We start from the raw sequence: 14,763 nt of genomic DNA on the forward strand, positions 1-14,763 counted from the left end.
CACCCGGATTTCCGGGTGCGGCTTTGTCGTACGTACGGCGAAATTGTGATGCCACTACGTTGGTCGAGTGCCGTCTGCGAGCGAAGCGAGACCGTCGCGAGTTCCGCCGCTACCACGAGGCTTCGCGCTGCGATCGTGCGGTGGCGCCGTCAACGGGGCCAGGGAGGCGTTGTACGAACCACGCTGGGACAGTTCTGACGGAGACCGCCACCGACCCGCCCGCGGTGACGAAAGCAATTCCCAGTGCGGGACACCAGCGGACTCGGCCGTCTCCCCTACGGTGGTCGAGTGCTGCCTGCGAGCGGAGCGAGCAAGCAGCGTATCGAGACTGTCGCGGGATTTGGCTGGTACCGCGAGGCTTGGCGCCGGCGATCGTACGGTGGCGCCGTCAACGGGGCCAGGGAGGCGCTGACGCACCAGTTTGTGTCGAGCCGCACCACTTTCGGTTCCCGCACTTGGTCGCGACTGAGTGCGGCAAGCGAAAGTGGTGCGGCTCGACGCGAAGTGGTGCGGCACGAGGCGGAATCGGGTGGGGTACCAGCGTTAGTTGCGGTGATTCTCGATACGCCGCCGGCTCGCTGCGCTGGCGGGCGGCACTCGATCAGCGTGGAAGCGGCACCTCGCTGCCCTCGCGGGCGGCACTCGATCACCGTGGGAGCGGCACCTCGATTGTTGGCCGAACTGACGAGGGTCAGTCGAGCGGGTTTCGGCCCTTCTCCTGTCGGGGTCAGTATTCGCGCGTCGTCGACTCTCCACGTTGGTCGAGTGCTGCCTGCGAGCGGAGCGAGCACGCAGTGTATCGAGACTGTCGCGGGATTTGGCTGGTACCGCGAGGCTTCGCGCTGGGATCGTGCGGTGATTTCAGGAGGTCTGCGACGGCTCCGCACGTCGCAGGCGTCTCCGTGGCGAGGGTCAACGGGGCCAGGGAGGCGCTGGCGCACCAGTTCGTGTCGAGCCGCACCACTTTCGGTTCCCGCACTTGGTCGCGACTGAGTGCGGCAAGCGCAAGTGGTGCGGTTCGACGCGAAGTGGTGCGGCACGATGCTGAATCGGGTGAGTGGGTATCAGCGTTAGTTGCGGTGATCTCGATACGCCGCCGGCTCGCTGCGCTCGCGGGCGGCACTCGATCAGCGTGGGAGGGGCAGCTCGCCGCGCTTGCTGGCGGCACTCGATCAGCGTGGAAGCGGCACCTCGCCGCGCTTGCTGGCGGCACTCGATCAGCGTGGAAGCGGCACCTCGCCGCGCTCGCGGGCGGCACTCGATCAGCGTGGGAGCGGCAGCTCGGTGCGCGGAGATGGGGGAGGGGAGTGAGAGTGCAGACAACGATCGAGGCCGCCTCGCACAAGTGCGAGACGGCCTCGATCGTTGGTCGAACCGACGAGCGTCAGTCGAGCGGGTTTCCGCCCTTCTCCTGAAGCGCCATCAGAGCCTGCTTCTCTTCGAGATGCTGCTCGTGAGCGATCCGCTCGTTCAGCGCCTGCTCCTCCGGGGAGTCCGGGGTCAGGGTGCCGGTGCCGGGGGCACCTGCAGAGCCGAGCTTGTTCATCCGCTTCGGGAGCGCCGCGCCCTGGTAGGGGAGCGGGATCGGGTGGCCGTGATCGTCCACCGGGCCGAGCGGCTGGTGGATCTCGACGTACTCGCCGAGCGGCTCGCGACGGATGATGCCGGTCTCGATGCCGTGCTCCAGGACCGCGCGGTCACTGCGCTGCAGCGAGAGCGCCCAGCGGTAGGTGATGAAGTACACCAGCGGGGGCAGAACCAGCAGGCCGATGCGTCCCATCCACGTCGTCGCATTCAGCGAGATGTGGAACTTCAGCGCGATGATGTCGTTCATACAGCTCACCGTGAGGATGATGTAGAACGTCAAGGCCATGGCGCCGACAGCGGTGCGAACCGGGGTATCGCGCGGGCGCTGCAGCAGGTTGTGGTGAGCGCGGTCGCCGGTCAGCGCCTTCTCGATCCACGGGTAGGCGAACAGCACTCCGAACACGACACCGATCACGACGACGACCCAGAAGATCGCGGGGATCGTGTAGTTGCCGAGGTAGATCTCCCACGGAGGCATCAGTCGAGCGAAACCGTCCGTCCACATCATGTAGATGTCCGGCTGCGAGCCCGCGGAGACCTGTGCGGCGTTGTACGGACCGATGTTCCAGACCGCGTTGATCTGGAAGACACCCGACATCAGTGCCAGGAGGCCGGTGATGATCGCGAAGAACGCACCGCCCTTGGCAGCGAAGACCGGGAGGATGCGAACGCCGACGACGTTCTTCTCGGTGCGGCCGGGGCCGGGGAACTGCGTGTGCTTCTGGTACCAGACCAGAGCCAAGTGAGCACCGATCAGACCCAGGATGATGGCCGGGAAGATCAGGATGTGCAGCACGTACAGGCGCGGGATGATGATGTCGCCGGGGAACTCACCGGAGAACAGCGCCCACTGGACCCAGGTGCCGATCACCGGGATGCCGAGGACGATGCCCGACATCGCGGCGCGAACACCGGTGCCCGAGAGCAGATCGTCCGGGAGTGAGTAACCGAAGAAGCCCTCGAACATCGCAAGCAGCAGCAGGAAGCAGCCGATGACCCAGTTCGCTTCACGCGGGCGACGGAACGCACCGGTGAAGAAGATGCGCATCATGTGAACGATGATCGACGCCGCGAACATCAGTGCTGCCCAGTGGTGGATCTGGCGGACGAAGAGTCCACCGCGGACCTCGAAGGAGATGTTCAAGGTCGTCTCGTACGCGCGACTCATGGTCACACCGTTGAGCGGCTGGTACGCGCCGTCGTAGACGACGTGCGCCATCGACGGGTCGAAGAACAAGGTCAGGTAGGTGCCGGACAGCAGCAGAATGATGAAGCTGTACAGCGCGATCTCACCCAGCAGGAACGACCAGTGGGTGGGGAACACCTTGTTGATCTGTCGACGCATACCTGCGGCGAGGTGGTACCGCGAGTCGACCTCTTCTGCCTGCGTTGCGAGGCGGTCAGCGATCGTCATGACTTACGCTCCCAGAATGCCGGACCGACGGGCTCGAGGAAGTTGCCACCGTTCTCAGCGGGGTTGGCAACCATGTAGCCCTGGTTGTTGACGGTGATGGGCAGCTGAGCCAGAGCACGCGCGGCCGGCCCGAAGACCGCCTTGCCGTACTCGAGGGCGTCGAACTGCGACTGGTGGCACGGGCAGAGAATGCGGTTGGTCTGCTGCTCGTACAGCGAGGTGGGGCAGCCGAGGTGACTGCACACCTTGGTGTAGGCGTAGTAGTCGCCGTAGTTGAAGCTCTCCTGACCGCGACGCTTGACGACGCGGTCGCCGTCCTCCGGGCGGAGGCGGATGAGCATCACCGGGTTGCTGACCTCGCGGAGGCCTGCGAGCAACTTGTGCCGTGACTCCTCGTTCTCGCCGTAGCCATCAGAGACGCGCCAGGGGAAGACGGTCTCCATGCCGCCCGCGTCCAGATCTTCCGGACGAACCAGGGTCACCTGGTACGGGTTGCCGGTGTCGCGACGCAGGAAGACGGTCTCGCCCTTGACTGCGTTGCGGCTGGGAGCCCAACCGCTGCCCCAGAGCGGCGAGTCGTCGCCTTCGGCCCACGGGTTCTTGATGAAACCGCCGAGGGCAGCGACGCCGCCTGCGATCGAGAGTGCACCGAGACCGAACACGGCCGAACCGATGATCATCTTCCGGCGGGGGAGGGTGGAGGTCGTCAGCGTGTCGTCGAGCTCAGCGACGATCGTCTGCTTGTCGACCTCGCTGGAACCGCCGTCGTGGCGATCCTGAACCGAGATCTCAGCCGGGATGAAGCGCTTGGTCAGCTGAACGACGCCGAAACCGAAGGAGAGGATCGACAGACCGAACGTGACACCCAACAGCGGGGTGTAGAACGTGTACGCCCAGTACCCGTCCTCGTCTGGCATCTTGAACTGCCAGTCGTTCCAGATGAACAGGATGAAAGCAGCAATGGCGAAGACGCCGGAGAGCACGAACCAGATCGCGACAGCGAACTCGGCGCGCTTCTCCGCCTTGGTGCCCGGCTCGGGGAAACGCTCGGCGCGGTGGATGATCTCCACTCCGTCGAGATTGGTTCCGAGACGGACCTTCTCCTCGCGAGACATTGCGGCGAGTGCGTCGTCGGACGGGACGTCCTTACTCGTGTCGCTCAATTTCGTGATCCAATCCACATCGCGCCGGCGACCAGTGCCGAAACGCCGACGATCCACATCACGACGCCCTCGGACGCCGGGCCGAAGCCGCCGAGTCCGAATCCGCCGCTGGGGTTGGCGCTGTCGACGTACCGGATGTAGCCGATGATGTTCTTCTTCTCGTCGACCGAGAGCTGTCGGTTCGAGAACTTGGGCATGTTCTGCGGGCCGGTCAACATCGCGGTGTACAGCTGCTGCGGGTTGACGTCGGTCAGCGGGGGAGCGAACTTACCGCCCGACAGGGCGCCGCCACGACCGGTGAAGTTGTGGCACGAGGCGCAGTTGAGTCGGAACAGCTCCGAACCGCGACCGATGTCGTCGCCGCGCAGCGACTCCATGGCGAGAACGGGGAAGCCGTCCTCGTACTTGATGGAGCCGTCTTCGTTCTTCTCGTACATGACCGACGGGCCGCCACCCATCGCCTGGATGTACGCGCCGAGCTGATCGATCTGTGCCTCGGTGAACTTGCTGGGCTTGCGCTGAATCTGAGCCTCATTGCGGATGGCGGGCATGCGGCCGCTGGAGACCTGGAAGTACACGGCTGCGTCGCCGACGCCGATGAGCGACGGACCGCGGTCGTTCACGCCTTCGAGGTTGGCGCCGTGGCAGGTGATGCATGAGGTCTCATACAGCTGCTTGCCGGGCGCGACCGAGGCGATCGCGTTGTCGTCGGCGGTGGCAATCTGCGCATTCGGCGACACCAGAGCGGCGATCAAGCCCGCGGCGATCAAGCCGAGGAGCAAGAAGATCGTGCCGCTCGCGCGACGACGCAGCTTACGACGGCGCTTGGCGCGTGCACCTACGTTCTTGTCGTCGGACGGGTCTCGGCCTTCCGGCGAACTCGGTGGAGATGATCTCATCTGTGACTCTCTACTAAGCGGTTTGGACTGAATGTATGCGAACCGTGCCGCTGCGCGACCGGTTTCCGGCCGTGGTTACCGAATGAAGTAAATGACGACGAAGAGTGCGATCCACACGATGTCGACGAAGTGCCAGTAGTACGACACGACGATGGCCGCGGTGGCCTGCGCCGGAGTGAACTTCGACAACCGGGTGCGGACCAGCAGGAAGACGAAGGCCACGAGGCCGCCGATCACGTGCATGCCGTGGAAGCCGGTCGCCATGTAGAACACCGAGCCGTACGCACTCGAGGCGAGCGTGGTGCCTTCATTGACCATCGAGAAGTACTCGAAGGCCTGGCCGCAGACGAAGAAGGTACCCATGACGAGCGTGATGGTGTACCACCGGCGCAGTCCGAACACGTCGCCGCGCTCGGCGGCGAAGACACCGGCCTGGCAGGTGAACGAGCTGAGAATCAGCACCGTCGTCACCGGCACGGCCAGCCACAGGTTGAGGTGCGTCGGCGGCTGAGGCCAGCCGACCGAGGCATTGGCCCGCGCGACGAAGTACATCGCGAACAGGCCGGCGAAGAACATCAATTCGCTCGACAGCCACACGATGGTGCCGACGCTGACCATGTTCGGACGGTTCAGCGAGTGCACGCGTGAGGTGATGGCGGTTTCTGAGTTACCCACAGCGCTAGTCACAAGAGAAGTATGACGGTTCGTAGTAACCCTTGACCACCCGGGTCGGAAAATTGGTGGAACGGGTCCGCTTTCCGCAGGTGGCGACGCCGTGCTGTCAGGCTACCGGCGTGTCCTGAGAAGAGAATGAGGGCTACGGTGAGCGTGATGACGAGGGCACGGGAGGCGACGCAGTGGTGACGTGGAAGTTGCCGTGGCGCAACAGTTCGGCGAAGACCGTCCCGCTCGCGGTCGGTGATCCGACCCTGACGGTGGTGGTCTCGGGGAGTGACGAGTCGGTCGCCAGTTCGGTGGCACTCGGCGAGGCCGGGTTCGACGGGGCGGAGCCGGTGGTGGTGCGGCATCTGCTCGCGGTGCCTGTCGATCAGCGCGAGGCGGTCAGCGGTCGGTGTGTCGTGGAGGGGTACGAGGTCGATGCGGCGGTGCGTGCCGAGAGCGACGATGCTGGGACGGTGATCGTGGCGATGGCGCAGGTGATGACGGTGGACGCGGTGACTCTCTCGCGCGCGCGTGCGCGTATGGCCAGCATCGTCTCGCGCGTCGGCGGACGCGTGGTCGGTTGGGCGCTGTTGCGCCCAGCAGATACTCCGGTGACGGGCGCGACGGACTGACGATACTGTTGGTCGCGTGAGTGGACAGGACGCAACCGGAGCCGATAACGCCTACACCTGGCCGTATGTGCTGGGCAAAGTGACCGATCGAATCGATCTCACGGTCGACGAGGCCGCGTGGGCGATGCGCGAGATCATGTCGGACGCAGCAACCGGGGCTCAGATCGCGGCTTTCGGCGTCGGCGTCAAGATGAAGGGCCCGTCGCCGTCGGAGCTCCGCGGGTTGTCTGAGGCGATGCTCGCATTGGCGAATCGACTGACGGTGGCGGGTGACGCGATCGACATCGTCGGCACGGGCGGTGACCGTTCGCACACCGTCAACATCTCGACGATGACCTCCGTCGTCGTCGCTGCCGCGGGCATCCCGGTCGTCAAACACGGCAACCGCGCGGCGTCGTCGAAGAGCGGCGGCGCCGACGTCCTGGAGGCCTTGGGCGTGGCCATCACCCTGAACCCGCAGTCGGTGGAGGCATCGGTCGCGGAGACCGGGATCGGCTTCTGCTTTGCGCCGGTCTTTCATCCCGCGTTTCGATTCACCGGACCGCCGCGCAGCCAGATCGGCATCCCGACGGTCTTCAACGTGCTCGGCCCGTTGACGAATCCGGCGGGTCCCGAGGCCGGTCTCATCGGCTGTGCCTTCAGCGATCTGGCCCCGGTACTGGCGGAGGCGTTCGCCGAGCGCGGCAACCGGGTCCTACTGGTGCGCGGTGACGACGGCCTCGACGAACTGACGACGACCACCACCTCCAGCGTGTGGCAGGTCGTCGACGGGGAGGTCGGCCGGTTGATCGTGGATCCGCAGACACTGGGGATCAGCGTGGTGGAGTTGTCGGCGCTGCAAGGCGGCGACGCGTCGGTGAATGCAAAGATCGCGCGGGAACTCTTCGCCGGGCAGACCGGGCCGGTCCGCGACGCCGTCAGTCTGAATGCCGCGGCGGCCCTGGTGGCTCATGAGCAGACGTCGCTCTTCACCCAGGAACAGTTCGATTCCGCCCTGCGCGCGGCCCTCGTCCGGGTCGGCGAGGTCATCGACTCCGGAGCCGCGGAGCGACTCCTCGAGCGCTGGGCGGCCGTCACGAATCGACTCGCCGCAGCACAGGGCTGACAGTCGCCCTTCGGCGCCTGCGGCCGAGCGCCGTCACTCCTCGCCGATGGAGAACCCGCCCTCGACCTCGGAACTGGCGTAGCTGCGGAAGGCGATGTGCGTGGCACTGGTCCGCACCCCCGGAATCCGATTGATCGCGCCGGTGACCACCGTCGCGATCTCCTCGTGATTCCGGACCCGGACCTTGGCGATCAGATCGACGTCGCCCGCACACGAATAGACCTCGGTGACGCCGGGGATGTCCGCCACGGCCTGTGCGGTCTCGGGGATCTGGTTGATGTCGGCTCCGATGAGGACGATGGCGGTGATCATGCTCTAACAGTAGGGCACGCACTACCGCCCTGCGACGGCCTCGCGGGCGGCACGCGCGGTCTGAGCGAAGTCGAGCCAACGGGTGGCGGCGCCGATCGGCAACGACAATTGGTCGGCGACGTCGACCAGCCGCGTTCCGGGCTCGTACAACCAGCGTTCGATGAGGGCGATGCCTTCGGCGGGCGCACCGCACAGGGGACCCGAATCCGGGGCGGGAGGCAGAACGGTGGTCGCCGCCGCCCGCATGCGATCGATGACGGGCATCGGGGCGACGCCGCGATTCGCACGCGCCGATCCCGCCAGCCTGCCGTACCGGATCACGGCCAGTTCCCAACCGCCGTCGCCGTCGGGCCGCGCGCCGATGACTTCCGGGCGCTGTGCGACGGCGGCGAGGCGTTGACTGCGGGAGAGCGCCTCGATCGTCGCCGACAGCCGGTCGCGGGCGCGCGCCGCGGATTCGAACCGTCGTTCTCGTGCCAGGAGCGCGACACGGTCGTGCAGTGAGGCGAGGAGGACGTCGGACCGGCCTGCCAGGAGGTCGCGTGCCGCTTCGACTCTCCCAAGATAGTCGGGAAGGGTCTGCGGTCGATCGCTCGCGGCACGGCATACGCCAGGCACGGCGGCGACCAGGGGATCGGGCAACGCCGCGGCATCGGCGACGCCCGCGCACCAGTGATGCGAGGCCTTCTTCAACGCCGTGGTGCAGGTGCGCAGTCCGGCCACTCCGGAGATGACATCGGCGACATCGGCGGCCTGTGAGCGCCCCGACAACGGCCCAATCGCTTCGGCACTCGGTGTCCGAGAGACCGTGAGGCGAGGAAACCGTTCGGCGGTCAGGGAGATCCACCAGCCGCCCTGCGGATTGCGTGATCGTCGGTTGTACGAGGGCTTGTGCACACCCAGGAGCGTCAACTCGGCGATGGCCGCTTCGAGCGCGTGCGCGCACTCCACGTGGTCCACGCGTATCGCCAGGGACACCATCTCCGCCATTCGACTTCGCGGGTCGCTTCCGTTGAAGTACCCGGCGACGCGCCGGTGTAGGTCGACGGCGGTACCGATGTAGAGGACCTCCTCGCCCGGACCGCGGAAGAGGTAGACGCCGGGGCGGTGCGGCAGGCCTGCGGCCATCGCTCGTTTAGCGCGCATCGCCGGTGTAGCGCGAGGCAGATACGCGGTCAGGTCGCCCACCGTCTCGACACCCTGGTTGCCGACCCGCTCGATCAAGCGATGAAAGACGTCGACGGTCGCGCGAGCGTCGTCGAGTGCGCGGTGCGTCGGCCGGACGGAGACGTCGAACAGCTCGGCGAGCGCGGACAGTTTCACGCTCGGCGCCTCCTGTCTGCTCAGCACCCGCCGCGCCATCACCACGGTGCACAGCGAGGTGGTGAACTCCCACGGGAGCTTCATCCGCGCTGCGTTCTTCCGGAGGAAACCCATGTCGAATCGCGCGTTGTGCGCGACGAGGACACTGCCGCGAGCGAACTCGATGAAGGCGGGCAGCACCTCTTCTATGCGAGGAGCGTCGTACACCATCGCGGTCGTGATGCCGGTCAGCGTGACGATCTGCGGGGGAATGGTGCGGCCGGGATCGACGAGGGTGGCGAACTCGCCGAGGACCTCGCCGCCGCGGATCTTGACCGCGCCGATCTCGGTGATCCGGTCGTCGTCGGCACTTCCGCCCGTCGTCTCGAGGTCGACGACGACGAAGGTCGTCTCGCGTAAGGCCGCGGCCGCGAACTCCTCGGACTCGGGGAGATCGGAGAACGACAACTGTTCGACTGCCATGCCGCGCACGCTACGACCGGCCTCTGACATACCGAGTCTCATCACAGCGGGCGTGATGCGCAGTCGCAGGGACTTGTCAGACCTCAGTCGTAGTGTCCGCATCAGTCCTCGCAGCCATGCCGGCCACGAGAGACCGGTGACCCTGAGTCGCGAGGACGGACGACTTGTCCGGTTCGCGACTTCCGTTACGTCGATGAGAGGGAGATCACATGAAAATCGATTGTGGCCGGTGTCCGGTCCGGGCGCGTGCCTGTGACGACTGCATGATGCAGGTCTTCTTTCCGGCTGCCACCAGCGGCTATTCGGGTGACAGTGCGCTCAGTGCAGACGAGGCGGAACTGGTCGACGCGATCGGTGTGTTCGTCGACACAGAGCTGGTCTGTCTGGCGGATGCCGACGCAGCACGACTCCATGTCACCGCAGGTGACGGCAATTTTGCGGGCAAGTGGACGGGAGGGCTCCGCGCGGTGTGATTCAGGTGTCGACCGCGCGAATCGCGTGCCGTCGGTAGACATCGGTCTCGGGGTTTCGTAATCTTTCTGAGACCTTCCAGTCAGGGATGTCCCGGAGTAGTTCTGGGCCGCCCGGAGGGTCGTCGCCTAATCGCCCTCACCAACGGGGGCGAACCGGGGAACCACTTCCTCCGCGCACGGTGTACAGCGCTGTCGCGGATCGGGGTGAATCGCAGCATGTGTGGCTCGCAAGGCTTCTGCATGCACGCGTAGGGCCATCTCTTCCGGCCCGAACCCGACAGCTAACCCGGTCGGCGATAGGGAGAACAACAAGGAGTACGTGTTTCCGTGGCCAAGCACCGTTTGGAGCAGCCCAGTGTCGGTCAGAAGGCCGTCAAGTCCGCCCTCTTTGCCGGCTCGATCGCCATCGGCGGATCGCTGGCATTCGCCGCTGCTCCGGCAGACGCCGCCCCGGTGACCATTCCGAACGTCGGCACCTTCGACGTTCCGGGTCTGCCGTCGAACATCCTGCCCAAGGCGCCGAGCGTTCCGCAGCTGGACATGGGCACCAAGCAGGAAGTCCGCGCCAAGAAGGCCTTGCGTTACGCAGAGTCGAAGATCGGCGCCCCCTACGTGTACGGCGCTGCCGGTCCGAACGCCTTCGACTGCTCGGGACTCACCTCGTGGGCCTACAAGCAGGCGGGCAAGACCATCCCGCGTGACAGCTACGGCCAGCTCGGCGGCGGCACCCCGGTCGCAGGCCTCGCGGCCGCGCGTCCCGGCGACATCCTGATTTTCAACGGCGGCAGCCACGCCGGCATCTACGCTGGCAACGGCATGTTCGTCCACTCGTCCACCGAGGGCGTGCCCGTGAAGCGCGACCGGGTCAAGGCGTGGAACCTGACCGCAGTGCGTCGCTACTGAGCGACCAGAGTGAGCTTTCAGTGCAGGGCGGGACGGCGTAGCGCCGTCCCGCCCGCACCGCTATCAAGGACCAGGTGCGAGTAGTGGCGAAGAATCCGGGAGCGGGGAAGCGGCGTGGTGCCGCGGTGCTGGGTGCGGTCGTGATCGCGGCGTCGACGGTGTTCGCCGGTGCGCCCGTTTCCGCTGCGCCCGCGGCGCCGCGATCGGCGGACCAGCTTCTCACCAAGTATCGCGGGCTCTCGATCGACGCCGAGAAGACGGCTGAGGCGATGAAGGCCGCGCAGGTGGAGTACGCGAAGCAGCGCGGCATCGTTCGCACCGAACGTGCCAAGGCCAAGGAGGCCGCCGCCAAGGTGGACTCGATGAAAGAGCGAATGGCGGTGGCGCAGAAGCGGGTCGACGCGATTGCGCGCGCAGGCTTCCGCGGGGCGCGCGTCAACCGTCTCTATGCGATGCTGGTCAGTGATTCTCCGCAGAATCTCCTGGACACCATGTCGGGACTGGAAGTGATGTCCCGTCAGTCCGCAGCCGATCTGCGCGCCGTCGTCAAGGTCGCGAGCGAGGCGAAGGCCGCCGAGGCCGACGCGAAGCAGACTGCCGACGCCGCCACCAAAGCCATCGCCGATTCGGAGAAGACCCGCGGTCAGCTGCAAGCCAAACAAGCTGACCTGCAGCTCAAAGCGGTTCAGATCCGCGCCATCTACCAGTCGATGACGGGCAAGCAACTCGCCGCTCTGCGCGGTCCCAAGTACACCTTCGACGCTAAGGCGGTCCCGAAGGGGACATCGCCCGAACTCGTCGCAGTCCAGGCGGCGATCTCGCGGATCGGCGATCCCTACGTGTGGGGCGCCACGGGGCCGAACACGTTCGACTGCTCGGGTCTGATGCTGTGGGCGTACAAGGAAGCGGGACGGACCATCCCGCGCACCAGCGAAGCCCAGCTCGGCGGCGGCAAGCCCGTCGACCGCGACGACCTCAAGCCCGGCGACCTGATCATCTACTACCCTGACGCCCACCACGTCGGCATGTACGTCGGCGACGGCTACGTGATTCACGCATCGACGTTCGGTGTTCCGGTCGCCGTGGTGCCGATCGACAAGGCCGGGCCGTACAACTCTGCGCGACGGTACTGAGTGCGGACGCGTCGCACCGCCATCGCGGCCCCGCTCCTGTCCATTGCGCTGCTGACCAGTGCGTTGACCGCGTGCAGTTCTGCCGGTCAGGATCCGACGCCGTCGTCGGCAACGGTGTCCACGACGGCGTTGAACCCGTACGAACAGCAACGATACGACGGCGTCACCGCACTTCTCGATCAGTTGTCCGCGACGCTGACCAGTGGTGATCGGGACGGACTGACCGCCTTGATCGACGACGCCGCCACGCAGGCGTTCCGGCGACACTTCGAGGCGATCGCCGCCGACTTCGCGGCGAAGAAGCGCACCATCACGCTCACGACGTCGACCAGCACGAGTCCGTCGCAGGAACCCGAGACGGGAACGACGCGCAGTCCTCGACCGTCTGCGGCACCCGTCCCGACCTTGACTGCAGCGCCGCTCAAGCTGAAGGAGTTCCGGTTCCGGGTGGCCCCGCAGAACGGTCCCGAGCACCTCCTCGGAGACGAATTGGTGGCGCGCTTGGAGGCGCAGGGCGCCACCGACACCTGGGTGACACCGGTCGATCTCGAGTACGCGCTCGGCGGGACGTCGTCGCCGGGGATGGACGAGCCGACTGTCACCCTGCATCGGAGCTTCACCTTCGCCCGGTATGGCGACGACTGGAAGATCGTCGGCGACGGGGGACTGGCCCCCGATCCGACCGCCGAAGGCGACGAGAATCCCAAGGCCCCCGAACTGGGGCCGTGGGAGTTCCCAGACCTGGCCGCGACCGACGTGAAGACGGCCGGAGGCACGTCGACGGTGCTGTTCTACAAGGGCGCCGAGAAGACTGCGGCCACCACATCCGGACTGCTCGCCGGCGCCATCGACGAGGTGAGCAAGTTCTGGGGCGACGACTGGCCCCGACGCGTCGCGGTGGTGTCGACCGCGACCGACGCGCAGTTCGCCGGACTGACCAGAACGGCCCCCGGCGACACCGCGGCCGCGGCGGCAGCGACGGTCTTCGCCATGGTCGACAGGCAGAACAAGCAGGTGATCGGCCAACGGATCGTGCTGACGCCCGCGGTGCGGGCCCTGCCCGAACCCGCACTCGCCGTCGTGGTGCGCCACGAACTGGTCCACGTCGCAGCACGGCTGGTGACGGCCGAGGGTGCGCCGCTGTGGCTCACCGAAGGTGTGCCGGAATACGTCGGCCGTAAGGGCACCTACCGTGACTTCGTCGACGCCGCACCGGAACTGGCCGCTGCCGTGGCCGCGAAGCAGGTGCCGAAAGCCCTGCCGTCGGACGGTTCGTTCTCGGTCGACAGCGACGCCGCCCGCATCGCCTACCAGAGTGCGTGGTCGTTCGCCGCGTTCGTCGCCGACCGGTTCGGAGATGAGAAGCTCAAGGACATGTACGTGAAGGTGGCTCGTGGTGGCGACACCGCGACACAGGACGCGGCGATCAAGGACGCGCTCGGCGTCGACAAGCCGACGGTGGTCGCCGACTGGCAGAAGTGGCTCCGAAAGCAGGTTCGTTGATGCATCGAACCCTGTTGCTGACCAACGACTTTCCGCCGCGGCCGGGCGGCATCCAGTCGTACTTGGAGAATCTGGCTGCGTTCGTCCCGCCGGACGATCTGATCGTCTACGCACCCCGGTGGACCGGGTGCGAGGAGTATGACGCCGCGGCGCCGTATCGCATCGTTCGGCACCCGACCAGCTTGATGCTGCCGACGCCCGCGGTGCGCCGACGTGCGGCGAAGTTGGTACGTGACAACAACATCCACACGGTCTGGTTCGGTGCTGCAGCGCCGCTCGCCGTCCTCGGTCCCGCGCTGCGCACCGCGGGCGCCCGCCGCATCGTCGCCAGCACTCACGGACACGAGGTCGGCTGGTCGATGCTGCCGGGAGCCCGCCAGGTCCTGCGTTACATCGGCGACAACTCTGACGTGATCACGTATGTGAGTAAGTACACCCGGAACCGCTTCGCCGCGGCTTTCGGTCCCCGCGCGGCGTTGGAGTACGTCTCCTGCGGTGTGGACGTGGATCGGTTCGGACCGGATGCCGCGGCCCGTGCCGCGTTGCGGCAGCGATACGGGTTCGGCGACGCCCCGGTGGTCCTGTGCCTGTCTCGGCTGGTGCCGCGGAAGGGGCAGGACACGCTGCTGTCGTGCTGGCCGACTGTCCGGGCCGCGATCCCGGATGCTCGCCTGCTCATCGTCGGCGGCGGTCCGTACGCGAAGACCCTGCACCGGATGGCGGACGAGATCGGTGTCGCCGACTCCGTCACGTTCACCGGAGGAGTCCCCGCGGACGAACTTCCCATGCACCATGCGATGGCCGACGTCTTCGCGATGCCGACCCGCACCCGAGGTCGAGGACTGGACGTAGAGGGTTTGGGCATCGTCTTTCTGGAGGCCTCGGCCAGCGGCGTGCCGGTGGTCGCGGGTGATTCCGGCGGCGCCCCCGAGACCGTGCGCGAGAGCCTGACCGGCACCGTCGTCAACGGCCGCGACCTCACCGAGGTGGCGGACGCGATCATCGAGATCCTGTCCGCGCCCAAGCTGGCGGCGGCGATGGGGGAGAACGGCCGCGCGTGGGCCGTCGAGAACTGGCAGTGGAAGCAACAGGCCGCGCGACTGATGCGACTTCTCTAGGGGACACGCCTCAGCGTCCAATGAGCGAGGTTCGCGTCCCCGTGGGGACCGAGCGCTGCCGCTCGCAGTCGAA

At 66.5% G+C, this 14,763-nt stretch carries 13 protein-coding genes and 1 riboswitch; of the genes, 7 read left to right on the plus strand and 6 right to left on the minus strand.

The genetic code is table 11. The features are described from left to right. Positions 1-1,384 precede the first annotated feature (1,384 nt). The 4 genes from qcrB to ctaE form a co-directional block, all read right to left on the minus strand. Positions 1,385-3,001, minus strand: a complete 1,617-nt coding sequence (qcrB, locus tag GH2_RS02665; RefSeq protein ID WP_066162727.1) for a cytochrome bc1 complex cytochrome b subunit — start codon at positions 2,999-3,001, stop codon at positions 1,385-1,387. Continuing rightward, positions 2,998-4,164: a cytochrome bc1 complex Rieske iron-sulfur subunit gene (gene qcrA, locus GH2_RS02670; protein ID WP_066162730.1), complete on the minus strand. Its 1,167-nt coding sequence runs from the start codon at positions 4,162-4,164 to the stop codon at positions 2,998-3,000. Before qcrA ends, qcrB begins: the two co-directional genes overlap by 4 nt. Further along, on the minus strand, positions 4,161-5,063 hold the full coding sequence (gene qcrC, locus GH2_RS02675) for a cytochrome bc1 complex diheme cytochrome c subunit (protein ID WP_066162733.1): 903 nt from the start codon (positions 5,061-5,063) through the stop codon (positions 4,161-4,163). Before qcrC ends, qcrA begins: the two co-directional genes overlap by 4 nt. A gap of 75 nt (positions 5,064-5,138) precedes the next feature. After that, positions 5,139-5,750, minus strand: a complete 612-nt coding sequence (ctaE, locus tag GH2_RS02680; RefSeq protein WP_066162736.1) for an aa3-type cytochrome oxidase subunit III — start codon at positions 5,748-5,750, stop codon at positions 5,139-5,141. A 170-nt stretch (positions 5,751-5,920) separates the two neighbouring features. On the opposite strand from ctaE, the gene GH2_RS02685 reads away from it, so the two are divergent. After that, a complete protein-coding gene (locus GH2_RS02685) occupies positions 5,921-6,358 on the plus strand; it encodes a ribonuclease E inhibitor RraB (RefSeq protein WP_066162738.1) in 438 nt (145 codons plus the stop codon). A 16-nt stretch (positions 6,359-6,374) separates the two neighbouring features. Beyond that, entirely contained in the window at positions 6,375-7,463 is a 1,089-nt protein-coding gene (gene trpD, locus GH2_RS02690; RefSeq protein ID WP_066162741.1) for an anthranilate phosphoribosyltransferase, read from the plus strand. Positions 7,464-7,496: 33 nt separating this feature from the next. Here the strand turns inward: trpD and GH2_RS02695 are convergent, their stop codons facing one another. Then, entirely contained in the window at positions 7,497-7,775 is a 279-nt protein-coding gene (locus GH2_RS02695; protein ID WP_066162745.1) for an Lrp/AsnC family transcriptional regulator, read from the minus strand. A 21-nt stretch (positions 7,776-7,796) separates the two neighbouring features. Next, the gene (locus GH2_RS02700) at positions 7,797-9,560 is read right to left on the minus strand and encodes a DEDD exonuclease domain-containing protein (protein ID WP_174545317.1); all 1,764 of its coding nucleotides are present in this window, start codon (positions 9,558-9,560) and stop codon (positions 7,797-7,799) included. 209 nt (positions 9,561-9,769) lie between these two features. Between GH2_RS02700 and GH2_RS02705 the strand changes: the two genes are divergently transcribed. The 5 genes from GH2_RS02705 to GH2_RS02725 all read left to right on the plus strand — a co-directional run bounded on the left by GH2_RS02705 (position 9,770) and on the right by GH2_RS02725 (position 14,690). Beyond that, positions 9,770-10,033 carry a hypothetical protein gene (locus GH2_RS02705; RefSeq protein ID WP_066162752.1) on the plus strand — a complete coding sequence of 88 codons (264 nt, stop codon included), beginning with the start codon at positions 9,770-9,772 and terminating at the stop codon, positions 10,031-10,033. A 113-nt stretch (positions 10,034-10,146) separates the two neighbouring features. Then, positions 10,147-10,344: riboswitch (cyclic di-AMP (ydaO/yuaA leader) on the plus strand. Between the two features lie 16 nt (positions 10,345-10,360). Then, entirely contained in the window at positions 10,361-10,936 is a 576-nt protein-coding gene (locus GH2_RS02710) for a C40 family peptidase (protein WP_066162755.1), read from the plus strand. Between the two features lie 83 nt (positions 10,937-11,019). Next, a complete protein-coding gene (locus GH2_RS02715; RefSeq protein WP_372434480.1) occupies positions 11,020-12,069 on the plus strand; it encodes a C40 family peptidase in 1,050 nt (349 codons plus the stop codon). Then, positions 12,070-13,572 carry a peptidase MA family metallohydrolase gene (locus GH2_RS02720; protein WP_066162758.1) on the plus strand — a complete coding sequence of 501 codons (1,503 nt, stop codon included), beginning with the start codon at positions 12,070-12,072 and terminating at the stop codon, positions 13,570-13,572. Beyond that, entirely contained in the window at positions 13,572-14,690 is a 1,119-nt protein-coding gene (locus GH2_RS02725; protein ID WP_066162761.1) for a glycosyltransferase family 4 protein, read from the plus strand. The genes GH2_RS02720 and GH2_RS02725 overlap by 1 nt, the downstream gene beginning before the upstream one ends. Positions 14,691-14,763 lie beyond the last annotated feature (73 nt).

This window comes from Gordonia hydrophobica NBRC 16057 (assembly GCF_001592365.1).
GTDB classification, from domain to species: domain Bacteria; phylum Actinomycetota; class Actinomycetes; order Mycobacteriales; family Mycobacteriaceae; genus Gordonia; species Gordonia hydrophobica.